Source organism: Streptomyces sp. Ag109_O5-1 (assembly GCF_003814875.1).
Taxonomy (GTDB): Bacteria; Actinomycetota; Actinomycetes; order Streptomycetales; family Streptomycetaceae; genus Streptomyces; species Streptomyces sasae.
This window is the reverse complement of the sequence record NZ_RKQF01000001.1, coordinates 3,968,725-3,993,748: the sequence shown is the minus strand read 5'-3', so window position 1 is coordinate 3,993,748 and position 25,024 is coordinate 3,968,725. Positions and strand designations below refer to the sequence as shown.

Genomic DNA, 25,024 nt, shown 5'->3' with positions numbered 1-25,024 from the left:
ATGCCCATCTTCCCGAGCCGGCGTTCCGGCGAGGAGCGGGGCGAACAGTACGGGTCACCGCCACCGCCGCCCGGGCCGCCGCCGGCCCTGTTCCCGCCGGCCGCCCCCGGCACGGGCCGCCCCGGCGGACCGGACGCTGGGCACGGCAACTCCGTGCACGGCGACTCGGTGTACGACGTCGACAGGGACGGCGGCTGGCCACCGGGCGCCCCCACCAGCCGCGCGGGTCTGCCGGGTGCCGGGCCGCAGTACGCACCGGCTCCGCCGCCCGCGCCCGCCGGCGACCTGGACGAGCCCTGGCAGCCCATCCTCATCGACGGCGCCGCCCCCGGCTTCACCTACCGGCCGCCCGCCGGCGGGCTGTCGTACCGCCCGGACACCGTGTGTGACGGCTGGTCCACCGACGCACTCGACCTGCGTCTCGCCTCGGTCCGCGGGTACGCCCACCGGGCCGAGGGCCGCCCCCGCGAGGACGATGCCGCGGCCGCCTACGACGAGATCTCCAAGGCCGTGGTGTTCGCCGTCGCCGACGGCGTCTCCGACGCCCGCCAGCCGCACATCGGCTCCCAGCTGGCCTGCCGCAGCGCGGTCGGCGAACTCCTCGACCAGGTCCGGGCGAGCGGCGGCCATGTCACCGACTGGGGCAAGCTCCTCGGCACCGTCCACTGGCAGCTGCGCGAGCAGGCCGCCCGGCTGCTGCGCCGCCAAGATGCGACCGTCGAGGAGACCGCCGACCTGCTCGCCACCACCCTGGTCGCCGGGGCGGCCACCCCCACCCCGGAAGGCGTGCAGGTCGCGCTGGTGTCGGTGGGCGACTCCGGGGTCTGGGCGATCAAGCACGGCCAGCTGTACGGGCTGTCCGGCGGCAAGGAGCTCGGCTCCGACGGGCTGGTCTCCTCCGCCGTACAGCCCCTGCCGTACGTGCCGGCCGACATCCGGCCCCGGGCCGTGCACCTCGACCCGGGGATGGTGCTGCTCGTCGGCACGGACGGCTTCGGCGACCCGGTCGGCGACGGCCGGGGCCGGGTGGCCGACCTGTTCACCAACGAACTAACCACCCCCATACCGCCGTTGGCCTTCGCCTTCACCCTCGACTTCTACCGGGAGACCTTCGACGACGACCGCACACTGCTGGCCCTGTGGCCACGGGGAGGGCCACGATGACCGAGGTACGGGTGCCCTGGGTGCTGCCCGAGAAACTCGGGGCCTACCAGGCCCAACGGCTGGGCGACGGCGGTCAGGGCATCGTCTACGGAGTGCCGGACCCGGCCGGGCTGTTCCCGGGACAGACCCTGGTCTACAAGGAGTACCGGAAGAACGTCGTCTACTCCGCCGACGCGCTGTACGAGATGGTCTGCTTCCGCCAGCGGCTCACCCCGGGCGAGCGCGCCTTCCTGGACGAGCGGCTCACCTGGCCGACCGTGCTGGTGTACAGGGGACCGAACCCGCAGGACCCGGTGCCGTCCCGGAACCAGGGGACCGAGGTCGTCGGCTTCCTGATGGGCCGGGTGCCCGCGTCGTACCAGGTGCGCATCCCGCCGCTCAACGAGGCCAAGCCGCAGGCGATGCAGTACCTGCTCAACGACGACGCCTACGCCACCCGCATCGGCCTGCTGGTCGACGACGTACGGCGCCTGGAACTGCTGCTGGACCTGGCCCGCACCCTCGACTGGCTGCACCGGCGCCAGGTGGTGATCGGCGACCTCTCGCCCAACAACGTGCTGTTCACCCTCCAGGGGCCGCAGGGCGAGGCCCGCTGTCTGCTCATCGACTGCGACTCCATGCGCTGCCTCGGCCGGGACGTGCTGGATCAGGTGGCCACGCCGGACTGGGAGGTGCCCGACACCGAGCAGAAGGCCACGCCGGCCTCCGACTCCTGGAAGTTCGGGCTGCTCGCCGCCCGGATCTTCAGCCGCAGCTTCGACAGCACCGACCTCGTCCCGCTGCGCGCCGTCTCCACCGAACTGGCGAACCTCGCCTCCCGCGCCCAGAGTCTGGACCCGGTGCGCCGCCCCGCCCTCATCGAGTGGCTGAAGCCGCTGGAGCTGGCGCACAACCGTGCCGGGCAGCAGCAGGCGGCGGCCCAGGCGGCCCAGGCCTTCCGCGCGGCCCAGGCCCAGGCACAGGCCCAGACCCAGACCAGTCAGCCCCGCGCGCAGGCGCGGACCGGGGCGCAGCCGCCCACGGGGGGATCGCCGGCCGCGGGGTTCGCCCAGTCGACGCCCGCCTCGGCCCCGCCGCTGCGCCGCCCGGCCCCCTCGTCGGCGGGCGGCAAGGTGGTCGGCTGGCTGCTGGCGGCCGTGCTGGTCGGCGGGGTGGGCGGCTACGCGGTGACCCATATGCACCCCACCGGCGGCTCCGGTTCCGGGTCGCCCACGACGCTGTCCGCCAGCCCCTACTCGGACACCACCGACACCCCCGGCCCGACCGGCCCCACCACCGACGACCCCACCCCGACACCCACCCCGGACCAGGCCGTCACCACGGGCGCCACCGTCGACTACTCCCAGGTCGCCGACGACCCGGCGGCCGAGGACGTGGCCACGATGTTCGCCAAGTTCTTCGGCGCGATCAACGAACACGACTACGACAACGCGCTCAAGTACTACGACCCGAACTCCGCTGCCGTCGACCTGGGTTCCAGCTCCAGCAGGGCCCAGTGGAAGAAGGTCATGTCCACCACCCGGGACAGCGGCTTCATGCTGAGCGCCCTCACCACCGACGGCGGGTACACCATGGCCACGCTGAACTTCCGCAGCCACCAGGCCGCCGGCTACGGCCCGTCCGGCAGCACCGACGACACCTGCGACGACTGGACGGTGACCTACCAGCTCACCGACACCGACGGCTACCGCATCCTCAAGGCACCGAAGGGCGGAGTGAGTTACACATCCTGCTGACCGGGTCCTTCACCCGCCGAACGCCTGCACCTTCAACTGGTCCACCGCCCGCACCGCCAGCGTCTGACGTCCCGTCACTATCCAGCCCTGCGCCCGCCACTGTTCCAGGACCCGGCTGACCGTCCGCCGGGAGGTCAGCAGCAGTCCGGCCAGGTCGTCCTGGGAGAGACTGAGCCCTATCCGGCGGCCGGGCCCCCCGGGCTCCGGGAGGCCGCAGCGTTCCACCAGGTCGAGCAGGAGGGCGGCGAGGCGGGCGGGGACCGGTTCGGTGATGCCGGCGCGCTGGGCGTCGGCCTCGCGCAGCCGTCGTACCAGGGTCTGCTCCAGGGCCGCGGCGATGCCGGGGCGGGCTCGGGCCAGCACATGGAAGCGGCTGGCCGGAAGGTGCAGCAGGTCCGCGGCGGTGGCCGTGACCAGGGTCGCGGAGCGGCGGCCGTTCTCCACCGAGGCCTGTTCGCCGAGGAGTTCGCCCGGGCCGCGCAGTGCGAGCAGGGCGCGGTAGCCGGCCTGCGACTGGGCGACGACCTTCACCCAGCCGTGCAGCAGCACGACGAGATGGTCCGATCCCTCGCCCTGGGCGAGGAACTGCCGGTCGGCGGCGAGCGGGACCTGCGTCGCCGCCCGCAGCAGCGCCGCCCGGTCACCGGAGTCGAGGGCCTCCCAGAAGGGGGCCGGGCTGGTCACCACGGTTCACAGTGTGGCCCCGGCGCACCGCCCCGAAACCTGCCGGATCCGCCATGGAGGCTCAATCTTCCTTCTTCGCCCATGACTTGAGGTCCGCCTCGTCGCCGAAGTCCGCCACGTCCTTGTCGTGCGGGTCGCTGGCGTACTGGTGGAAACGCCAGTCGGCCTCGATGCGCGGGTGACCGGCGCTCACGTAGTCGGCGATCCACAGGCCGTCGCCCGCGTAGGAGGTGGTGTCGATGGTGAGCCAGTAGTTCCGGTTGGTGTAGAGGATCACCCGGTTGTTCGGCCGGAGCGCCTTCACCTTCCGGATGAAGCTGTCCTTCTCGGCGTTGGTCGCGTGGGTGCCCTCGGGGGTGGTCTCCCAGTCGACGGCCAGGATCTCGCCGGGCTTCTCGGGGGCGTGCCGGACGAAGTACTCGGCCTGGGCGGTGAGGTTGCCGGGCCAGAGGAAGTGGTAGAAACCGACGACCAGTCCGGCGTCGCGCCCGGTCTTGGTCTGGGCGGCGAGTTTGGGATTGACGTACGAACGCCCCTCCGTCGCCTTGATGAAGACGAAGGAGAGGCCGTCCGTGTCGTAGGTGGCGGACTGGTACGCGCTCACATCGATGCCGTGCAGCATGTGGGGGGCTCCCTGGGTGCCAGTGGGGGAGTGATGCTGGAACTGTGCATTCCGTATTCCCCATTCCCCAGCCTGGCACGGAGGATCCGCGTGGACGCGTGAATTGTCCGGCTCGGTCGGTCTCGGTCAGCTCCGGGCCGAGACCGCGCTCCGTACGGCCGCCGACTTGGTCGACCAGTCTGATGTGATGATGCCGGCGCGGTCGGCGGCGAGCAGTGCGAGCCGGGCCGCGACCTCGGCGTCGGTCGGACCGGTCGAGGAGATCGCCGGTGACATGTTGTAGGCGTCCGTCATGATCAGGATGTAGTGGTTCGCGGAGTAGAACGACGTGTCGTAGCCGTTGTTCACCTGGCGTCTTGCGAGGCCCCGACGATGAACACGCGGTAGTCCGCACCCGCTTGGCGGTGGGGCAGCGCCGTCTGGCAGGCCGGGCTCTCGTACCAGGCCCGGGCGTCCGCAACGCTGGGGAGACGATGGATCAGCACCCCGTCGAACGGCGCGCCCTCCAGGGTTTCGATCGCCCCGTATCCGACGACCGGTGTCACTTCGTGGCCTGTCCGGGCCGCCCGGGCCGAGCCGACGTAGAGAGCCAGGTCGGTCACACGCTCGCGGAGCACGACGACGTAGGCGCACGCTGCCCTTGTTGACCAGTTCGATCAGGGCGTAGGCCGCGGGAGCCGAGGAGGCCGGGTTCTGCCCGGTGATCAGCAGACCGTCCTGCAGGACGTACGGCTGCCAGTCGTCGGCCTTGGAGTAGACGCCTCCGAGCTTGATGAGTTCGTCCTCGACCAGGAAGGGAACGACGTCGGTGGCCGTATTTCGGGGTGGACCCGGCGACGGGTCCGGCCAGGACTGTGAGCTGCTGCAACGGCGCCGCCGACGCGAGCCAGATCTCCGGCTCGGACCGGTACGTATCACGACCGTGGAGCAGACTCTGTCTCTGCGTCGGGACGTCGTGACGAGTCGCGTCGGCGCGCCACCAGAGTGGTACCGGTGACCACCAGGCCGATCGCCGCGACCTTCGCGGCCTGGTAGATCAGTGAAGGGCTGGAGCTTGTCCGGCCCAGGAATCCCCACAGGAGCAGACCGATTCCGGAGAGCGTCAAGAGGAACCCGCCGACCGGGCCCAGGCCCCCCCAGCTCCAAGGAGTCGCCGCTAACTCCTGTTCGGTGCCAGGGTTTTCACGTTCATCAGCCGTCATGGCTGGCACGTTAACGCATTTCCGGCCCGCGGCCGTGTGGGACCCGGGCCTGGGAAGGTGAGCGACGTACCCAGGCCGCACAGCCCGTGGACGAGGGACCTCGGCGGTCTGTCGCGCCCGCCACCTCATGGACGGGTGCGGGCGATCTGGTCAGGAGGCGAGGCTTGGTGTCGTCCTGGCGGTGTGGATGCGGAGCACAGGTACACGCCGCGGAGTGGCTGCGGTGGGGATTCACCCGGGGGCTGGGCGGAGCACGCTCGGCTTCGGGGGCACAGCACCGCCGTTGATGTCCCCGCCGACGTAGTTGGGGTGGTGGGGCCTCGTAGTCGCGGGCGCTGATACCGCGGCTGGCGACGACGGTTTCTGTGAAGCCGGGCGCGTACTGTTCGATACGTGGGCGTAGGCCCACACCGGCCGCTTTCCGTCCCGGGCCCGAGCGGGGTCGGTCGAATTCCCCGGAATTTCGCAGTTCGTGTACAACAATGACCTGTTGGTGTACTTCGGCGCCTATGCAACGGTCATCTTTCTCGTCTATTTCCCCATGGGAGTCGTGGTAGGGTCCCTGCGCCCATGGGCGGCTGCCGCATCCATCGGTTTCCACGTCTCCATCGGCTTGTTCATGGGGCTCACCGGATTCGCATTGACGATGATCGCGTGTGACCTCGTCTTCCTGTCGCCGGAACTGTCCCGCGCACTGCAGGCAGCGCGAAAGCTGAGCACACGCCGCAAGGAGAAAACAGCGGCGGACGGGACTGGAAGCAGTGCGGCACATGACAGCGAACCGGTAGCAGCCGCTTCCGCCGACTGAAAGGCTCTCCGTGCGACGCCCTCCCACCTGCGTCATCGGCAGTCACCTCGATGCTCCTCGTGTGACCGGCGGGCATGATCCCGACGCGTACGCGGAGCTGGGCTCGTTCACCAAGGTACTGACCGGAACCGTGCTTGCCGTGCTTGCCGAGAAGCGCGTTGTTTCCCTCGACGACCCGGTCGAACGGTGGCTGGGCGCGCCGGCAGGTACCGGTGTCACCCTTCGACACCTCGCCGACCACACCTCCGGCCTTCCGCGGCTGCCTCCTGACACGGGCCTGTTCAACCCGTACAGGGACTTCAGGCAGACTCAGCTCGAACAGTTCGTGGGTCGTCTCGACAGCTTGGTCACCGCAAGCCCGGGCGAGCGCGAGGAATATTCCAACTTCGGGTACGCCGTGCTTGGCGCTGCGCTCATGTCGGCTGCCGGCCAGGAGTACGAGGAACTGGTCGGCGATCACGTGCTCGTGCCTCTCGGCTTGCCCGCGGGGGCGGTGACCGCCAGGCCACCCGCGGACCAGCGTCTGCTGGCGTCGAGCTGGTTCGGCCGCCCCGTGAAGCCATGGGACTTGACCGGAGCCATCCTGCCCGCGGGTGGCATGTGGGCCAGCACGCGTACAGCCGCCCGCCTGCTCACGGGACTGCTCGTCGACAAGACCCTCGGTGAGCCGGCGCTCACCTGGCGCCGGGTCGGGGGTTTGCCGCTGACCTACCACAACGGTGCCACCCGAAAATCCAGGATCTTCGCTGGAGGGTTGCCCGACGGCCGCTGGGTGGTCGTTCACCGACTCTCCGGATCCATCAAGGACACGGATGCGGCGGGAGTAGGCGAACTTCGCGCATTTGCCCAGGAAAGCGGATGAAGCAGCGTGGCGCGGCACAAGCCACTTCGGGCCGGACGCGGCAACGTGCCGCGCGGCGCTGATCTGTGGAAACAGCACCGCGCGCCTGCGCCGTCGTGAATGTGGGGGAGAGGCCGGCCAGCCGCTGTTCCAGGCGCGAGTTTTCCACAGCGTCCATGTATCGATTGATACCCCTCGGATGGATTCAGGGGATCGATTTGATACGTCCGGTGGCGGGTGAGCGGCGTATCCGGTGTTGATCACATGCTGCGAAACGGCAGGTCAAGAGCTCCTTTCATGGGGACTTCCCGGGGACTTTCCGCCAGGTGAGCGGGGAAGGCCCCGACAGCGCCGAAAGACGCGAACGCGCTGGTCGGGGCCCATCCCCTCAGCACTCGATGATGTTCACCGCCAGCCCACCCCGCGCCGTCTCCTTGCACTTGACGGGGTAGGGGGCGGCGGACGCGACAAGCCCATGGGCATGCGGGTTTGCCGGGATTTTCTTGACCGAATCGATCAGTGGGGTTTTCTCGGGGGATTTTCGGCCGGTGGCGGTCGGGGCTCCGTCGTTCTCGCGGTCGGCCCGATGTCGTCGGTTGGGTCCGACACCCCAAGTCTGCGGTGGTGGGCGGTTCGTGACGGCGGCGGATGCGCGTGCAGGCACCGCTTCCGGTGATCACGGAGTGTCGAGTTCGCTGATCATCACAACGGAAGACCGTGCCTGCCGCGCCATCGGTCACCCATCCCCGCCGGGCTGGGCCGACTCGCGGGCTGTGATCCGGCCTGAGAGCGGTCACCGCATCCGCCGGCAAAGTCCTTCGGGGCGGGGGCACGTCAATCCTCCGGATCCCCGAACCAGCCGCGTTCCTGGGCCAGCAGGGCTATCTGGAAACGGGTCCGTGCGCCCAGTTGTCTACCCAGATCGCTGATGTGGGTCTGAACGGTCCGGCGACTGAGCCGCAAGGCACGCGCGATGGCATCGTCCTTCATTCCGGCGGACATCAGGCGAAGAATGTCCCGCGTCCGACTGTGGAGAGCGCCATCCTGTCTCTCGGCACTCGCGGTGGGCGAGGCGGGCCGGTTTTCCAGCGAGAGGGGCACCGCACGCTCCCATACGCTCTCGAAGAGGGCGGTCAGTACGTCCAGCAGTGTCGAGGAGTGCACGACAAGTGACCCCGCGGCGGGATCGTCCCGCCGCAGCGGCATGATCGCCGCGACGCCGTCGAAGATGACGAGTTTCATGGGCAGTCCGGGCACGAGCCGCAACTCCCCTTCCGTAGCGTTGCCCCCGAGGGCCGTCTCCAGGCATCCGTCGTCCGCGATTCCGTCGCTGTCGTACACGGACCGGAGCCGGACGCCGGGACGGACCGTGGCGCCCGCCGCGGTGGAAGCGTCGGTAGGGGCGATCCGCGAGGTCACATACGGCGGCTTCGCGAAGTGCAGGACCTCCTGCCGACTGCTTCTCAGAAGGTGTGCATAGCGGGCGCCGACCTGTTCATCGCTCTCGACCACCTCGAAGAGGTCCGAGGCGATCTGCCGGCCCGGGGCCGTGCGATAGACCTCGTGGAGCTGTTCCGCGTACAGCTCTGCCCTGGCCAACTCCTGCCGCCTACGGGCGAGAAGGGCGCCCAGCGAGGAGCGGGGCGGGCTGGCACTCCAGCGCGTGGGCCGTTCCCTGACGCGTACGGCCAGGAGTTCGGCCTCCAGGGACCGCAGGGCGGTCCGGGCCGCCGGGGCCGGCACGCCGATCCCTGCCGCGACCGCGTCCTCGTCCGCGTCCGGATGGCCGACCAGGTATTCCAGTGCCTGCCGGGCGAGGGCGCCCAGGCCGGTGCCTGGCCACAACGCATCTGGGGAGGACACGTCCACCAGCGACTCCTCGGAAGATCGGAACGAGGTTCACGCCGATGCTACGCAAGTGTGCAACTGCGCGGGCCCACAGACGGCGGATCTTGTCAGGCGAGGCTGCCGAGATCAGGATGATGGCAGGTCACCGGTGCGGTGATCTCCGTTCTGACCACATGTCCGGACCGACAACTCCCGTGGCCGCCGCAGAGTGTGCGCCCCGGTCCCCGGCCGCCCGCAGCCGACTGGAAATCATTACCGTGCAGAAATAGGCCCCACGCTTTTTGATTTTAGCGGCGGGGTTTCTTTGGCATGGAAATTAATTTCCGACCCGGATCGCAGTCCCCTTGTGCGGATTCGATCCAACGACATGTACATGTAACACGGCGTTTATTGTCAATTGCCCTTCGGGGTACGCCAATTGATGGTGGCGAATGCGGCCACCCGTATCCGCCGTCGACCGGGAACCGCATACGGGTCGACCCTTGCAATGCAGACTGAGGAGTAACGTTTTGCGCCTCTCACCGAGAACCGGTTCAGCTTTACGCCGAAGAGCCGCCGCCTGCCTGACGGTCCTGAGTGCCGCCGCAATGACGGTCCTGGGCATGCAGATCCCGGCCCACGCGGCGCCCCCATCCGTCGCCTCGGCGTCCTCGGCCAAGAAGAAGGTCGCCCTCGAACCCTCCTGCTCCACGCCCAAGAAGGGCGAGGCCGCCTGTTTCGCCCTGCGCCGCACCGACACCAAGGCCGTCAAGGGCCTGCTGGCCGCCTCCGTCAGCCCCAGCGGCTACGGCGCCGCCGACCTGCAGAGCGCCTACAGCCTTCCCGCCGACGGCGGTGCGGGCCAGACGATCGCCATCGTCGACGCCTATGACGACCCCAGCGCCGAGGCCGACCTGGCCGTCTACCGCGAGCAGTACGGGCTGCCCGCCTGTACCACGGCAAACGGCTGCTTCACCAAGGTCGACCAGCGCGGCGGCACCGACTACCCCGCGCCCGACTCCGGCTGGGCCGGCGAGATCTCACTCGATCTGGATATGGTCTCCGCGGCCGCGCCGAACGCGCACATCCTGCTCGTCGAGGCGGACCAGCCGAGCTTCGAGGACCTCGGGGCGGCTGTCGACCAGGCGGTCGCGCTGGGTGCCAAGTACGTCTCCAACTCCTACGGCACCAACTACAGCAGCACCCCGGGCAGCGGCGAGACCCCGGACGAGACGACGTACGACGCCCATTACAACCACCCCGGTGTCGCTGTGGTCGCCTCCTCGGGTGACAGCGACTACGGGGTGGCCTACCCTGCCGTCTCCCCCTACGTGACCTCCGTCGGCGGCACCTCACTGGTCCGGGACTCCGGCACCGCACGCGGCTGGTCCGAGTCGGTCTGGAACCGCAACGGCCTGGGCCCCGGGTCCGGTTGCTCCCTCTACGAGCCCAAGCCGGCCTTCCAGACGGACACCGGATGCGACAAGCGCACCGTCGCCGACGTCTCCGCCGTGGCCGACCCGGCCACCGGCGTCGCGGTCTACCAGACCTACGGCGGTGGCGGCTGGCAGGTGTACGGGGGCACCAGCGCCGCCTCTCCGATCATCGCCGCTGTGTACGCGGCCGCCGGGACCCCCGTCGCGGGTACGTACCCCAACTCCTACCCGTACGCCTCCGGTACCGGTCTCAATGACGTGACCACAGGCGACAACGGCACCTGCACCCCCGCGTACCTGTGCACCGCCGGTGCCGGCTACGACGGCCCGACCGGCCTGGGCACCCCCGACGGACTCGCCGCGTTCCGCAGCGGCCCGCACGGGAAGCTCTCCGGCACCGTCACCGACGACAGCACCGGCAAGCCGGTCGCCGGAGCCACCGTCACCACCCAGGGCGGCGGCACCGCGCACACCGCTGCCGACGGGACCTACTCGCTCGTCCTGCCGGTCGGCAGCTACGACATCACCGTCGAAGCCTACGGCTACGCCACCGGCACCGCCTCAGGCGTGTCCCTCGGTGACGGCGACACCCTCACCAAGAACTTCGCCCTGACCCCGGTCCCCAGCCGGACGGTCTCCGGCAAGGTCACCGACGGCTCCGGCCACGGCTGGCCGCTCTACGCCAAGATCACCGCGGACGGCGTCCCCGGCGGCCCGGTGTGGACCGACCCCCTCACCGGCGCCTTCGACCTGAAGCTGCCCCAGGGCCACGACTACACCCTTCACGTGACCAGCGCCTATCCCGGCTACACGTCGCCCACCAAGAAGATCACCGTCGCGGACTCCGACCAGAGTCTGAACGTCGCGGTCCCGGTCGACCCGTGGGGGGCCACCGCGCCCACCGGCTACTCGGTGCATGACGAAGGCACCACCGAGACGTTCGACTCGACCGACTCCGCCCCGAAGGGCTGGAGTGTGGTCAACGCCGACGGGACGACCGGCGGCTGGGCCTTCGACGACCCGGGCTCACGCGGCAACACCACCGGCGGCGACGGCGGGTTCGCCATCGTCGACAGCGACCACTACGGCAACGGCGCGTACCAGGACTCGCAACTGCTCAGCCCGGTATACGACTTCACCGACAACTCGGCACCCGAGATCGCCTTCGCCAATGACTACTCGGCCATCGGGGGCCAGAGCGCGGGCGTCGACGTGACCACCGACGGTGGTGCCACCTGGACCAGTCTCTGGTCCGCCACGGAGACCACCTTCGGCGCGCAGAAGGTCGAGCTCCCGCTGACCGACTACGCCGGCAAGGCATCGGTGCAGCTGCGCTTCCACTTCACCGGCTCGTTCGGCTGGTGGTGGAAGGTCGACAACGTTTTCGTCGGCGAGCGCCACGTCACGCCCCTGCCCGGCGGTCTGCTCACCGGCACCGTGACGGATGCCAACACCGCCACGGGCCTGGTCGGCGCCACCGTGACGAACAAGGACGACGACAAGCAGAGCACCGTCACCCTCGCCACTCCCGACGACCCCGCTCTGGGCGACGGTGTCTACGCCCTGTTCTCCTCCCTCGGCAGCCACGGCTTCACCGCGGCGAAGCCGCACTACACCGGCCTCGACAAGACGGTGAAGGTGGCGGCCGACAGTGCGGTCGGCGCGGACTTCGCCCTCGGCGCCGGGCAGCTGACGCTCGACAAGACCTCGGTCACCGCGTCGGTCGGCTGGGGCGAGCAGACCACCCAGACCCTGACCGTCAAGAACACCGGCACGGCGGCCGCCACCGTCAAACTGGGTGAAAAGCCCGGCGGGTTCAGCATCGAGTCCGCGGGCGGCGCCCCGCTGAAGCTGGTCAAGGGCACCTACTCCCCGCTGTCGAGCAAGGCCGCCGCGGCCGCCGCGGGCACCACCGCCAAAGTGGCTCCGGGAGCCGCCGGTGACGCCTGGCAGGCGGCCCCCGACCTGCCGGTCAAGCTGATGGACAACGCTGTCGCCACCAACGACGGGAAGATCTACTCCGCCTTCGGTTTCAACGGCAGCGCCGACACCAAGGACATGTACGTCCTCGACCCGGTCGCCGGTACCTGGACCAAGCTGGCCGGCGCGGCGGACACCCGGGAGGATCCCGCCCACGGCTTCATCGACGGCAAGTTCTACGCCGTCGGCGGCTGGGGACCCAGCGGCGACCCCGACTCCAAGCTGGAGATCTACGACCCGGGAAGCGACACCTGGACCACCGGCGCCGCCTCGCCCAAGCCCCACGCCGGCTCCGGCAACGCCGTGCTCGACGGCAAGCTCTACGTGGTCGGCGGCTGCGGGGCGGAATCCTGCGGCAGCACGGACGTCACCGCCTACGACCCGGCCGCCGACACCTGGTCCACGGTGGCCGACTACCCGGAGTCGATCTCCTGGAGTTCCTGCGCCGGCATCAGCGGCAAGCTCTACTGCGCCGGCGGTCTGAACGGCAACAGCGAGGACAAGCACTCCTACGTCTACGACCCCGCCAGCAACGCGTGGTCACAGGTCGCCGACCTGCCGATCACCCTCTGGGGCTCCGCCTACACCTCCGCCAACGGCCTGCTCGTCACCGCCAGTGGCGTCACCCAGAACAGCATCACCAACCAGGCCTTCGCCTTCGACCCGCAGGCCGGCACCTGGACCGCCCTGCCCAACGCCGACACCGCCACCTACCGCGGCGGAGGTGCGCTCGGCTTCTTCAAGGTCGGCGGCGGCGTCGCGCTCGCAACCCCCGCAACGACGGTTGAGGTGCTGCCGGGCTACGACCAGGGAGACACGGTCGACGTCAGCTGGCTCAGCGAGAGCGAGCAGCAGCTCACCCTCCAGCCAGGCAAGAGCTCGAAGGTGACGATCACCCTGGACGCCTCCGTGGCCGAGGTGACCCAGCCGGGAGCCTTCACCGCCAAGCTGTCCGTCAGCTCCGACACCCCGTACGCCGTGCCCAGTCTCCCTGTGGAGATGGACGTCGCCCCGCCCAAGACCTGGGGCAAGATCACCGGCACCGTGCTGGGGGTCACCGCGGACGGCGGCACCGCGCCGATCGCCGGGGCCACCGTCCAGATCGACACCTGGGCCACGAGTTACACGCTGACGACGGACACCCACGGCGGGTACGCCCTGTGGCTCGACGTCCGCAACAACCCGCTCACCGTCATCGTCGCCAAGGACGGCTTCCAGCCCACCGTCGCGACGGTGAAGATCAAGAAGAAGTCCGTCGTCACCAAGAACTTCACCCTCAAGAGAAAGTAGAGAACGACCGATAGCCGGGGTGGGACGCTCCCGAACAGGGGCGACCCACCCCGGCCTTCGGTACAGGGCCCGGCGCAAGGAGCGCGCTTCCGAGAACCTGCCGATATCCCGCCCCCTTGGATCTCGGTGGGCCACCGCCTACCTGTGTCAGCACGCGCCGGGTCGAGAAGCTCGCCGCCTCTCTCGGGGGCACCCGGTTCTGCCTGCCCGGTCCTTCAGGACCTGCTGTGCCTGGGCGTGCGCGAGCCCGGTGCAGCGGCGCAGGCGCTTCGTATCGCCGTCGTTGTAACCGTGCGGCACGTCTGTCCCTCACGTGCGCTGCCGACTCGGCTCGGCGGGTACGAGAGCGAACTGCTTCGACTCGGCGCCGCGGGAACTGCCGGGGGCGGAGCGGACCTCGACATCTTTCTCCCGGGGGCGACATCGCGGTCGGGCGGTGTCGGGAGGGCCCTCCCGTAAGGCCGTTCCGCATGATGCCTTCACAGGCGGCCGGTGTACGCGATACCTCGACGCGCTCACCAGTACGCGGTACAGGAGCCGGCTCGACTGTCCATTTCCAGCGCCGAGGCTGAATCCTCAGCCAGATCGCGAGCAGGCTCGGCAAGATCTTTTGCTCACCGGTCCCGGTCGGCGCAGGGCAGCGCGACGCCGACGACTGACTTCGCTGTCCGGAAACCAGCGGGCACCACGAGGAGACAGGAGGCGACCCAGAGGAGGCCCTGCTCACACACCTTGGATGCATCGTCGGTCCGGGGACACGCTGGGGACTTTTCGGGGACTTGCACGTCTGTCCCGGAGACTCGCCGGGGACTTTCCGCCGTGTGAGCAGGGAAGGCCCCGACAGTGCCGAAAGACAGGAACGGGCCGATCAGGGCCCGTTTCCCTAGCACTCGATGATGTTCACAGCCAACCCACCCCGCGCCGTCTCCTTGTACTTGACGCTCATGTCGGCGCCGGTGTCCTTCATCGTCTTGATGACCTTGTCCAGGGACACCTTGTGGGAGCCGTCGCCGCGCATGGCCATGCGGGCCGCCGTGACCGCCTTGACCGCGGCCATGCCGTTGCGCTCGATGCAGGGGATCTGGACCAGGCCGCCGACCGGGTCGCAGGTGAGGCCGAGGTTGTGCTCCATGCCGATCTCGGCCGCGTTCTCCACCTGCTCCGGGGAACCGCCCAGGACCTCGGCCAGCGCGCCGGCCGCCATCGAGCAGGCCGAGCCGACCTCGCCCTGGCAGCCGACCTCGGCGCCCGAGATGGACGCGTTCTCCTTGAAGAGCATGCCGATCGCGCCGGCGGCGAGGAGGAAGCGGACCACTCCGTCCTCGTCGGCGCCCGGGACGAAGTTGATGTAGTAGTGCAGGACGGCGGGGATGATGCCCGCCGCGCCGTTCGTGGGCGCGGTCACCACGCGGCCGCCCGCCGCGTTCTCCTCGTTCACGGCCATCGCGTAGAGCGTGATCCACTCCATCGCGTGCGCCAGCGGATCGCCCTCGGCGCGCAGCTGGCGCGCGGTCACGGCCGCCCGGCGCTTCACCCGGAGCCCGCCCGGCAGGATGCCCTCACGGGACATGCCGCGCGAGACGCACGCCTGCATCACCCGCCAGATGTCCAGCAGGCCCTCGCGGATCTCCTCCTCGGTGCGCCAGGCCCGCTCGTTCTCCAGCATCAGCGCGGAGATCGACAGACCCGTCTCCTTCGTCAGGCGCAGCAGTTCGTCGCCCGTGCGGAAGGGGTACTTCAGGACGGTGTCGTCCAGCACGATGCGGTCCGCGCCGACCGCGTCCTCGTCGACGACGAACCCGCCGCCGACCGAGTAGTACGTCTTGGACAGGAGCTCCGCCCCGGAAGCGTCGTACGCCCAGAGGGTCATGCCGTTCGCGTGGTACGGGAGCGCCTTGCGGCGGTGCAGCTTGAGGTCGTCGTCGAAGGAGAACGGGATCTCGTGCTCGCCGAGCAGCCGAAGGCGCTTCGACGCCTTGATCGCCTCGATACGGTCGTCCGCCGTCTCCACGTCGACCGTGCGCGGGGAGGCGCCCTCCAGGCCGAGCAGCACCGCCTTCGGGGTGCCGTGGCCGTGGCCGGTCGCGCCCAGGGAGCCGTACAGCTCGGAGCGTACCGACGCCACGGAGGGCAGCAGGCCCTCGTTGCGCAGGCGGCGGGCGAACATACGGGCCGCGCGCATCGGGCCGACGGTGTGGGAGCTCGACGGGCCGATGCCGATCGAGAACAGGTCGAAGACCGAGATGGCCACGGGGACTCCTTGGAAAAGGGCGGGGGCACACGCCATCGGGTGCCCTCACCAGGGAACTACTTGTTCAGACCGGGGTAAAGCGGGTGCTTGCCGGCCAGCACCTCGACCCGGGCCTTCAGCGCGCCCGCGTCGTACGAGGGCTTCAGGGTCTCCGCGATCACGTCCGCCACCTCCGCGAAGTCCTCGGCCGTGAAACCGCGGGTGGCCAGCGCCGGGGTGCCGATCCGCAGCCCCGAGGTGACCATCGGCGGCCGCGGGTCGTTCGGGACGGCGTTGCGGTTGACCGTGATGCCGACCTCGTGGAGGCGGTCCTCGGCCTGCTGCCCGTCCAGCTCGGACTCGCGCAGGTCGACGAGGACCAGGTGGACGTCCGTACCGCCGGAGAGGACGTTCACGCCGGCCTCGCGGGCGTCGGCGGCCGTCAGCCGCTCTGCCAGGATGCGCGCACCGTCCACCGTACGACGCTGCCGCTCCTTGAAGTCCTCCGAGGCGGCGACCTTGAAGGAGACCGCCTTCGCCGCGATCACGTGCTCCAGGGGACCGCCCTGGAAGCCCGGGAAGACGGACGAGTTCAGCTTCTTCGCGAAGTCCTGGCGGGCCAGGATGATGCCGCCGCGGGGACCGCCGAGGGTCTTGTGGGTGGTGGAGGTGACCACGTCGGCGTACGGCACCGGGTTCGGGTGCAGACCGGCGGCCACCAGGCCGGCGAAGTGCGCCATGTCGACCCACAGGTACGCCTCGACCTCGTCGGCGATCCGGCGGAACTCCGCGAAGTCCAGCTGCCGCGGGTACGCCGACCAGCCCGCGATGATCACCTTGGGCCGGTGCTCCTTGGCGAGCCGCTCGACCTCGGCCATGTCAACCAGACCGGAGCCGTCGACGTGGTAGGCGACCACGTTGAACTGCTTGCCGGAGAAGTTCAGGCGCATGCCGTGGGTCAGGTGACCGCCGTGGGCGAGGTCCAGGCCGAGGATGGTGTCCCCGGGCTGGGCCAGCGCGAACAGGGCCGCCTGGTTGGCGGAGGCACCCGAGTGCGGCTGCACGTTCGCGTACTCGGCGCCGAACAGCTCCTTCACACGGTCGATGGCGATCTGCTCGGTGACGTCGACGTGCTCACAGCCGCCGTAGTAGCGGCGGCCCGGGTAGCCCTCGGCGTACTTGTTGGTGAGGACCGAACCCTGCGCCTCCATGACGGCGAGCGGAGCGAAGTTCTCCGAGGCGATCATCTCGAGCGTGGACTGCTGGCGCACCAGCTCGGCGTCGACCGCGGCGGCGACCTCCGGGTCGAGCTCGTGCAGGGGCGTGTTCAGAAGGGACATCTGGTTCCGTGACTCCTGTTTCTGCGACTTCCTACGACGCCTCAGCCGGCGGTGAAGGCGGTGTACTCGTCGGCGGAGAGCAGCTCCTCCGGCTCGCCCGCGACGCGCACCTTGAACAGCCAGCCGCCCTCGAAGGGGGCCGAGTTGACCAGGGAGGGGTCCTCCACGACGTCCTCGTTGACCGCGGTGATCTCGCCGTCGACCGGCGAGTACAGGTCGGACACCGACTTGGTCGACTCCAGCTCGCCGCAGGACTCGCCCGCGGTCACCGTGTCGCCGACCTCCGGAAGCTGGACGAAGACGACGTCACCGAGCGCGTTGGCCGCGTGCTCGGTGATGCCGACCGTCGCCACGCCGTCCTCGGCGGCCGACAGCCACTCGTGCTCCTTGCTGTAACGCAGCTGCTGGGGGTTGCTCATGGCCTGAATTCTCCTGTACGCGAGGGAGTGCTGGTGAAGGGGGGGAGTGCTGGAAACGTGCCTGATCAGCGGGGATGTGTGCAGGGTCACGCCAGGTGGCTACTTCTGGCGCTTGTAGAAGGGCAGCGCCACGACCTCGTACGGCTCGTGGCTGCCCCGGATGTCGACGCCGACCCCCGCCGTGCCCGGCGCCGAGTGCGCCGCGTCGACGTACGCCATCGCGATCGGCCTGCCCAGCGTGGGGGAGGGGGCGCCGGAGGTGACCTCGCCGATCACCTCGCCGCCTGCCACCACCGGGTACCCGGCGCGCGGCACGCGACGCCCCTCGGCGACCAGGCCGACGAGCACCCGTGGCGGGTTCTGCCCGGCACGGGCCGCCGCCTCGGCGAGCGCCTCGCGCCCCACGAAGTCGCCCTCCTTCTCGAACTTCACCACCCGGCCGAGCCCGGCGTCGAAGGGGGTGAGCGAGGTGGTGAGCTCGTGGCCGTACAGCGGCATGCCCGCCTCCAGGCGCAGGGTGTCCCGGCAGGACAGCCCGCAGGGCACCAGGCCCACCGGCGCGCCCGCCTCGGTCAGCGCCTGCCACAGCTCCACCGCGTGCTCCGGCTTCACGAACAGCTCGAAGCCGTCCTCGCCGGTGTAGCCGGTGCGCGCGATCAGCGCCGGGACGCCGGCGACGGTGCCGGGCAGCCCGGCGTAGTACTTCAGGCCGTCCAGGTCGGCGTCGGTCAGCGACTTCAGGATCCCGGGCGACTCCGGTCCCTGGACGGCGATCAGCGCGTACGCGTCGCGGTCGTCCCGCACCTCGGCGCCGAACCCGGCGGCACGCTCCCGCAGGGCGTCGAGGACGACCTGGGCGTTGGAGGCGTTGGCGACGACCAGGTACTCGGTCTCGGCCAGCCGGTAGACGATCAGGTCGTCCAGGATGCCGCCGTCGGCCCGGCAGATCATGGTGTAGCGGGCGCGGCCCACGCCGACGGAGGCGATGTTGCCGACCAGGGCGTGGTTCAGCAGGGCGGCCGCGTCCGGGCCGGTCACGGTGATCTCGCCCATGTGGGAGAGGTCGAAGAGCCCGGCCCTGGTCCGTACCGCGACATGCTCGTCGCGCTCGGAGCCGTAGCGCAGGGGCATGTCCCAGCCGGCGAAGTCGGTCATGGTCGCGCCGAGCGAGCGGTGCAGGGCGTCGAGCGCGGTACGGCGGGGTCCAGCGGAATCGGTACTGCTCATCGGTCGGTCGTCTCCCAAGGGCCCAGAGGGCATGACAGAACGGGCGAGGTCGTTCCTCCCCATCTGTCATCGGAACCTGAGAGGTTCGCCCTGACCACAGAAGTGGTCACGGCTTGCACCTTGGGTGGGGCCGCCGACACGGCGGCCCGCTTTTCAGATGTGCCTCGCCCGCGCGGTGACGGGGCCTGAGAGATTCAAGGGAGGGACTTGCTCCTTCGGCGCCCCAGCGAAGACTGCCGGGGACTCTCCCGCGCGGATTCAAACGGCCGGTATGCAGTTGGCGCGGACATCATTGCATGCCCGCCCGGCCTTTGTGACAGGGCTGTGGCGGGAAGCGGACCGAACCGCGAGACACCGTGCATTACCTTCTCTTTACGTTAAGTGGGGAGAACCTTTCCTGAACCCCCAGGGAGGACGATCACGGTGACAAGGACGACCACGGCATACGCGACCACGACGGGCATCGCCCTGCCCGGACAGCCGGCGGCCCCGGCCCGCGAGCGGTGCGGCGAACTCCCCGCACCGGTCGTCCGCGACCTGCGCGACCGCGCCGGGCACAGCCCGCACGGTCTCCTCTTCGGCCCCCGTGACCTGGTCGTGGTCACCGGCCTGCCCGGCAGCGGCAAGTCCACCCTGATGCACCGCACCGTCCAGGGCATACGCGTCGACTCCCAGGACACCCGTGACCGCTGGGACGGCCGCCTGGCCCGCTTCCTGCCGTACGCCGTCTACCGCCCGCTGGTGCGGCTCGCCCACTACGCCGGACTGCACCGCGCGCTGCGCACCGGCGAGGGCGTGGTGGTGCACGACTGCGGTACGCAGGCCTGGGTGCGGGACTGGCTGGCCCGGGAGGCGCACCGCCGTGGCGGCACCCTGCACCTGCTCCTCCTCGACGTCACCCCGGGCACGGCCCTCGACGGCCAGCGCGAGCGCGGCCGGGGCGTCTCCCGGTACGCGTTCCTGCGCCACCGCAGGGCGGCCGGCCGGCTGCTGCGTGCGGCGGAGAAGGGAGAACTGCCCGAGGGCGTCGGCTCGGCGGTGCTGCTCGACCGGGCCGCGGCGGACGTACTCCACCGAATCGGCTTCGAACGCTGAACGGCCGGCCGGGCCGGGTGCCGGGCAGGCCGCATCGGCTGCTGGTTTTGTCGGCGCCACCCGCTAGCCTTTCCAGCCTCACCAGTGGTTCCCAGCAGGCGGTAGGCAGATGGACTTCCCGGCGGAATTTCCCGCGGACTTCCCGGCACAGGCACACCCCCACCCGCACGGCGGTTGGCCCGGCAATGAACTGGAGGAGGTCCTGTCGGCCTCCCTCGGCGTGCCCGCGGCGGCGGCCCGGCTCATCGAGGTACTGAGCCGGAGCTTCCTGTGGATCCCGCTGCCGGAGGGCGGCGGCCCGCACAGCGGTGCGCTGGACCTGCCCACCACGGAGATCGAGGGCCAGGTGTATGTGCCGGTCTTCAGCTCCGAGGAGCAGTTCCGGCTGGTCGTCGGCGCTCACCTGTCGTACACGATCGCCCCCGCCGTCGAGTTCGCCCGCGGTCTGCCCCCGCAGGTCGGCCTCGCCGTGAACCCCGGGGGAGTGGTCGGCGTCCCGCTGCCGCCGGAGGGGGTGGCCGAGCTGTGCCGCTCGCGCCGCACCGAACTGGACGGCCCCGCCTCGGGCGGCCGGGTCCGCCTCTTCGAGCCCGACTGGCAGGACGACCCGATGGACTTCCTGGCCGCGGCGTCGGCGGAGTTCGCCGCGATCGGCGTGGTCGCCACGGCCCGCCGCTGCCTGGCCGCCATCGAGACGGCCGACCCGGTGATGTTCGTGGGCGTCGAACTCTCCCAGTGGGAGGGCGACCTGCGGGCACTGCCGCTGCAGGCACTGGGTGCCGCACTGGGCCGGGTGCCGGTGAAGTGGCCGGTCAACCTGGTCCTGCTGGACGTGGCGGACGACCCGGTGGCGCACTGGATGCGGGACAACGTCCGTCCCTTCTACCAATACGGTCACTGAAGTCGCCCCGTAAGGGGTGCGGGGCCGTACCGATGTGCGGCTTTGCCGCGTGGGCGCGGCCAGCCACCGCGAAACCCGTACTCGCGCACGACCAATCGGCCCCCACCTCCTGGGCGCTTAAGCTGTCACCACACGCGGGGCAACTCTTCGAAGGGGCGGTACGACAGGTGAGCGCGAGCCTCAGCGGCAGCGTCGAGCACATGCTGCGCCAGGTGACCCCCGGGCGCTACGACGCCTACGAGGCACTCCTCCGCGCCCTCGCCACGCCCTCCTCCGGCCAGGTCTGGATGCTGCTCTGGCACGGCCAGGCCGGCTCCCCCGACGCCCAGTACGGGAACATGGAGGTCGACGGCCACGGCTACGCCCCCTGTGTGACCTCGGCCCAGGAACTGTCGGCGAGCGGCTGGAACCGCTCGTACGAGGTGGTCGACGGCGTCGACGTGGCCCGCACGCTCTACCCCGACCGCTACGGCCTCTGGCTCAACCCGCACGCCCCGGGCGGCGGCGTCGGCATCCCCTGGCTGGACCTGCGCCGTATCGCGGCGGGACTGGACCGCCAGCCCGCGGGGCCGCTCCGGCTGTCGGACCCGGCGATCGAGGTCCCGCAGTTCTACGCGCTGCTGTCGCAGAACGCCCACCGCACCCCTGCGGTCCGCTCGCTCCGGCGGGCCTGGGTGCAGCCGGCGCTCGGGGCGCCGTACCTCGCGATCGGGCTCGACGTGTACGACGCCTCGCCGCCGGCGGTCGACTCGGTGCGGGCGATGATGCAGCAGTCGATCGGGGTGGTGCCGGACGGGCTGCCGGTGTCGACGGTCGCGATGACCGACGAGTTCGATCCGGTGGTGATGTGGATGAGGGCGGCCGCACGGCCGTTCTACGACCGTGAGGCGCATGCGGCGTTGCCGCCGGCGCCGGTGGCGGGGTACGGGTATCCGCCCGCCCAGAGTGGTTACTAGAGTCGTACGGCGGCCGCGGGCCGGCGGGGGCCGGTCGCCCGGTTCCCCGCGCTTCTGTCGGGGCGCTACGGCCACCGCAGTTGACACGGTTCACAAGTTTTACGTAACGAACACATTTCTCCGCGCGTAGATCACGATGGAACGTTCCGTTCCGCCCAGTTTGAACCTTCTACCCCAATTGACCCGCGTCCGGCGGGCGTTACCCACTGTTCGGATAACGGAATCCATCGGACTGCATCACGGTTGCGCATACTTTCCCCGTGAGATCTGGCGGGTGATCGCGACGACGCTGAAGACTCGCGTGTCAGACATGAGGTTTAAACCTCGTGATCGAGCAAGTCGACAAAGCCGCAATCCGCGGCTGGGGTAGGCCGGTCACCACCGGCGAGAGGGGTCGCTCACCGTGACCGCACCGATCGAGACCACCGGGGCGGCAGCCGAGGCACAGCCGGAGGCTGTGCTGGAGGGTGCCGGCAAGGGGCAGATCGAGGGCCGTTCCCTCGGGCAGATCGCCTGGACCCGGTTCAAGAAGGACAAGGTCGCCATCGCGGGCGGCGTGATCGTCGTCCTGCTGATCCTCGTCGCGATCCTCGCCCGCCCCATCCAGGCCCTCTTCGGTCTCGACCCCAACGTCTTCCACCAGGACCTGATCGACGCCAACACCTCGCTGCCCAACGGTGGCTGGGGCGGCATGAGCCTGAGCCACCCGCTGGGCGTGGACCCCAAGTTCGGCCGGGACATCGCCACCCGCATCCTGGAGGGCTCCTGGGTGTCGCTGGTGGTCGCCTTCGGCTCCACCATCCTGTCCAACGTGATCGGCGCGATCATGGGTGTCGTCGCCGGTTACTACGGCGGCCGCGTGGACACGGTCATCAGCCGGCTGATGGACACCTTCCTCGCCTTCCCCCTCCTGCTGTTCGCGATCGCCATCTCCGCCACGCTGCAGGGCGGCGCCTTCGGCCTGAACGGACTGCCGCTGCACCTGAGCGTGCTCATCTTCGTCATCGGCTTCTTCAACTGGCCCTACCTGGGCCGGATCGTGCGCGGCCAGACCCTCGCCCTGCGGGAGCGCGAGTTCGTCGACGCCTCCCGCGGCATGGGTGCCAAGGGCCCGTACATCCTGTTCCGGGAGCTGATGCCCAACCTGGTCGGCCCGATCATCGTCTACTCGACGCTGCTGATCCCGACCAACATCCTCTTCGAGGCGTCCCTCAGCTTCCTCGGCGTCGGCATCCAGCCCCCGCAGGCGTCCTGGGGCGGCATGCTCCGCGAAGCGGTGACGTACTACCAGGTCGATCCCGAGTACATGATCGTGCCCGGCCTTGCAATCTTCGTGACCGTGCTGGCGTTCAACCTGCTCGGTGACGGTCTCCGCGACGCTCTCGACCCGCGCAGCCGCTGACGCCTGCTGTCACCGAGAGCCCGAAAAGTTTCCGACAATGGAGGGGAACCCGCCCATCATGCGAAGGTCAGCGCTGGCCGCGATCGCGGCCATCGGCTCCGCCACCCTGCTGGTTGCAGGGTGCAGCAAGGCCGATGACAACAAGGACGGCAACGGCGGCAGCTCCGCCGCGGCCAACGCGGCTACCAAGGGTGTCGTCAACGCGTCCGACAAGAAGGGCGGGACGCTCACCTACGAGCTGTCCGACGTCCCGGACTCGTTCGACCCCGGTAACACGTACTACGCGTACATGTACAACTTCAGCCGGCTGTACGCCCGCCCGCTGATGACGTTCGAGCCGGCCGCCGGTTCCAAGGGCAACACCCTGGTCCCGGACCTCGCCGCGAGCAAGGGCGTCTCCAGCGACGGCGGCAAGACCTGGACGTACAAGCTGCGTTCGGGCCTGAAGTACCAGGACGGCACGCCGATCACGTCCAAGGACGTCAAGTACGCCGTCGAGCGCTCGAACTTCGCGCGTGACGTGCTCTCCCTCGGCCCGAACTACTTCCAGCAGTTCCTGGTCGGCGGCGACAAGTACAAGGGCCCCTACAAGGACAAGAGCGCCAAGGGCCTCGCGTCCATCGAGACCCCGGACGACACCACGATCGTCTTCCACCTGAAGACGGCCTTCCAGGAGTTCGACTACCTGGTCTCGGCCCCGCAGACGGCCCCGGTCCCGCAGGCCAAGGACAACGGCGTCGACTACGTCAAGAACATCGTGTCCTCGGGCTCGTACCAGTTCCAGAGCTACCAGGACGGCAAGCAGGCCGTGCTGGTCCGCAACAAGAACTGGGACCCGAAGACCGACCCGCTGCGCAAGCAGCTGCCGGACAAGATCGTCGTCAACCTGAAGGTCAACGCGGAGACGATCGACAAGGACGTCCTCGCCGGCGACGCGATCGACCTCGGCGGCTCGGGTGTCCAGGCCGCCACGCAGGCCCAGGTGCTCACCGACGCCAGCAAGAAGGCCAACACGGACAACACCTACGGTGGCCGCCTGGTCTACATGGCGATCAACACCAAGGTGAAGCCGTTCGACAACGTCGCGTGCCGCAAGGCCGTCGAGTACGCCGTCGACAAGGTCTCCGTGCAGACCGCCGAGGGCGGCCCGATCCGCGGTGAGGTCGCCTCCACGGTGCTGCCGCCGGACATCACGGGCTACTCGAAGGCCGATGAGTACGCCACCACCGGCAGCAAGGGTGACGTCGCCAAGGCCAAGGAGCAGCTGAAGGCCTGCGGCAAGACCGCGATCAACACCAACATCTCGGCGCGTTCCGACCGTCAGCCGGAGATCGACGCCGCCACGGCGATCATCAACTCGCTGAAGAAGGTCGGCATCAACGCCACCCTCAAGCAGTACCCGTCGGGCAAGTACTTCACCGACTACGCGGGTGTCCCGAAGTTCACCGAGCAGCAGAACATCGGCCTGATCATGATGCAGTGGGGCGCCGACTGGCCGTCCGGCTACGGCTTCCTGCAGCAGATCCTGAACGGCCAGGCGATCAGCCAGTCCGGTAACACCAATCTGTCGCAGTACAACAACAAGTCGGTCAACGACCTGCTGGCGAAGGCGATCGGTACGCAGGACACCACCGAGCGCAACAGCATCTACACGCAGATCGACAAGCAGACCATGGACGACGCCGCCCTCGTGCCGCTGACCTACTTCAAGGTCCTGCTGGCCCGCCCGACCAACTACACCAACCTGGTCTCCACGGCGGCCTTCAGCGGTCAGTACGACTACCTCAACATCGGCGTAGCGTCGAAGTAGCAGCCCCGGAAGGCAGGTGAAGGCATTGGTGCCCGCGGGCCGAGAGGCCCGCGG

The 25,024-nt window shown here is 69.6% G+C and carries 19 protein-coding genes and 1 riboswitch; of the genes, 10 read left to right on the top strand and 9 right to left on the bottom strand.

The annotated features are described in order from the left end of the window. On the top strand, positions 1–1,164 hold the full coding sequence (locus tag EDD90_RS18050; RefSeq protein ID WP_123974005.1) for a protein phosphatase 2C domain-containing protein: 1,164 nt from the start codon (positions 1–3) through the stop codon (positions 1,162–1,164). Then, positions 1,161–2,900, top strand: a complete 1,740-nt coding sequence (locus tag EDD90_RS18045) for a hypothetical protein (protein WP_123974004.1) — start codon at positions 1,161–1,163, stop codon at positions 2,898–2,900. Before EDD90_RS18050 ends, EDD90_RS18045 begins: the two co-directional genes overlap by 4 nt. A 9-nt stretch (positions 2,901–2,909) precedes the next feature. On the opposite strand, the gene EDD90_RS18040 is transcribed toward EDD90_RS18045, so the two are convergent. The 4 genes from EDD90_RS18040 to EDD90_RS18025 form a co-directional block, all read right to left on the bottom strand. Continuing rightward, positions 2,910–3,587, bottom strand: a complete 678-nt coding sequence (locus tag EDD90_RS18040) for a Crp/Fnr family transcriptional regulator (RefSeq protein ID WP_260327916.1) — start codon at positions 3,585–3,587, stop codon at positions 2,910–2,912. Positions 3,588–3,645: 58 nt separating this feature from the next. Beyond that, complete coding sequence (locus EDD90_RS18035) at positions 3,646–4,206, bottom strand: glycoside hydrolase family 25 protein (protein ID WP_123974003.1); 561 nt, start codon at positions 4,204–4,206, stop codon at positions 3,646–3,648. Positions 4,207–4,332: 126 nt separating this feature from the next. Then, positions 4,333–4,554 (bottom strand): hypothetical protein, encoded by a 222-nt coding sequence (locus EDD90_RS18030; protein WP_260327915.1) that lies wholly within the window; start codon positions 4,552–4,554, stop codon positions 4,333–4,335. Next, positions 4,551–4,808 carry a DUF1330 domain-containing protein gene (locus EDD90_RS18025; RefSeq protein WP_221305111.1) on the bottom strand — a complete coding sequence of 86 codons (258 nt, stop codon included), beginning with the start codon at positions 4,806–4,808 and terminating at the stop codon, positions 4,551–4,553. The genes EDD90_RS18030 and EDD90_RS18025 overlap by 4 nt, the downstream gene beginning before the upstream one ends. 1,072 nt (positions 4,809–5,880) lie before the next feature. Here EDD90_RS18025 and EDD90_RS18010 point away from each other — a divergent pair. Together EDD90_RS18010 and EDD90_RS18005 are read left to right on the top strand one after the other, a co-directional pair. Then, positions 5,881–6,216 carry a hypothetical protein gene (locus EDD90_RS18010; RefSeq protein ID WP_185149134.1) on the top strand — a complete coding sequence of 112 codons (336 nt, stop codon included), beginning with the start codon at positions 5,881–5,883 and terminating at the stop codon, positions 6,214–6,216. A 61-nt stretch (positions 6,217–6,277) separates the two neighbouring features. Then, complete coding sequence (locus EDD90_RS18005) at positions 6,278–7,078, top strand: serine hydrolase (RefSeq protein ID WP_260327914.1); 801 nt, start codon at positions 6,278–6,280, stop codon at positions 7,076–7,078. Positions 7,079–7,891: 813 nt separating this feature from the next. Here EDD90_RS18005 and EDD90_RS17990 read toward each other — a convergent pair. Next, positions 7,892–8,920, bottom strand: coding sequence for a LuxR family transcriptional regulator (locus tag EDD90_RS17990; protein ID WP_260327913.1), 1,029 nt, complete (start codon positions 8,918–8,920; stop codon positions 7,892–7,894). 587 nt (positions 8,921–9,507) lie between these two features. On the opposite strand from EDD90_RS17990, the gene EDD90_RS17985 reads away from it, so the two are divergent. Then, positions 9,508–13,590: a carboxypeptidase regulatory-like domain-containing protein gene (locus EDD90_RS17985; protein WP_260327912.1), complete on the top strand. Its 4,083-nt coding sequence runs from the start codon at positions 9,508–9,510 to the stop codon at positions 13,588–13,590. Between the two features lie 883 nt (positions 13,591–14,473). Here the strand turns inward: EDD90_RS17985 and EDD90_RS17980 are convergent. The 4 genes from EDD90_RS17980 to gcvT form a co-directional block, all read right to left on the bottom strand. Next, positions 14,474–15,841 carry an L-serine ammonia-lyase gene (locus tag EDD90_RS17980; protein ID WP_123973995.1) on the bottom strand — a complete coding sequence of 456 codons (1,368 nt, stop codon included), beginning with the start codon at positions 15,839–15,841 and terminating at the stop codon, positions 14,474–14,476. Positions 15,842–15,897: 56 nt separating this feature from the next. Then, positions 15,898–17,160 (bottom strand): serine hydroxymethyltransferase, encoded by a 1,263-nt coding sequence (glyA, locus tag EDD90_RS17975; protein ID WP_123973994.1) that lies wholly within the window; start codon positions 17,158–17,160, stop codon positions 15,898–15,900. Positions 17,161–17,201: 41 nt separating this feature from the next. Then, positions 17,202–17,579: a glycine cleavage system protein GcvH gene (gene gcvH / locus EDD90_RS17970; RefSeq protein ID WP_123973993.1), complete on the bottom strand. Its 378-nt coding sequence runs from the start codon at positions 17,577–17,579 to the stop codon at positions 17,202–17,204. A 99-nt stretch (positions 17,580–17,678) separates the two neighbouring features. After that, positions 17,679–18,806: a glycine cleavage system aminomethyltransferase GcvT gene (gene gcvT, locus EDD90_RS17965; protein WP_123973992.1), complete on the bottom strand. Its 1,128-nt coding sequence runs from the start codon at positions 18,804–18,806 to the stop codon at positions 17,679–17,681. 163 nt (positions 18,807–18,969) lie between these two features. Further along, a riboswitch (glycine riboswitch) is annotated at positions 18,970–19,067 on the bottom strand. Between the two features lie 156 nt (positions 19,068–19,223). Between gcvT and EDD90_RS17960 the strand changes: the two genes are divergently transcribed. The 5 genes from EDD90_RS17960 to EDD90_RS17940 all read left to right on the top strand — a co-directional run bounded on the left by EDD90_RS17960 (position 19,224) and on the right by EDD90_RS17940 (position 24,970). Beyond that, positions 19,224–19,901 (top strand): AAA family ATPase, encoded by a 678-nt coding sequence (locus EDD90_RS17960; RefSeq protein WP_123981340.1) that lies wholly within the window; start codon positions 19,224–19,226, stop codon positions 19,899–19,901. A gap of 109 nt (positions 19,902–20,010) precedes the next feature. Then, complete coding sequence (locus tag EDD90_RS17955) at positions 20,011–20,802, top strand: enhanced serine sensitivity protein SseB (protein ID WP_123973991.1); 792 nt, start codon at positions 20,011–20,013, stop codon at positions 20,800–20,802. Between the two features lie 200 nt (positions 20,803–21,002). Continuing rightward, the gene (locus tag EDD90_RS17950) at positions 21,003–21,758 is read left to right on the top strand and encodes an enhanced serine sensitivity protein SseB C-terminal domain-containing protein (RefSeq protein ID WP_185149606.1); all 756 of its coding nucleotides are present in this window, start codon (positions 21,003–21,005) and stop codon (positions 21,756–21,758) included. Positions 21,759–22,161: 403 nt separating this feature from the next. Then, a complete protein-coding gene (locus EDD90_RS17945) occupies positions 22,162–23,160 on the top strand; it encodes an ABC transporter permease (protein ID WP_123973989.1) in 999 nt (332 codons plus the stop codon). Positions 23,161–23,197: 37 nt separating this feature from the next. After that, a complete protein-coding gene (locus EDD90_RS17940) occupies positions 23,198–24,970 on the top strand; it encodes an ABC transporter substrate-binding protein (RefSeq protein WP_123973988.1) in 1,773 nt (590 codons plus the stop codon). Positions 24,971–25,024 lie beyond the last annotated feature (54 nt).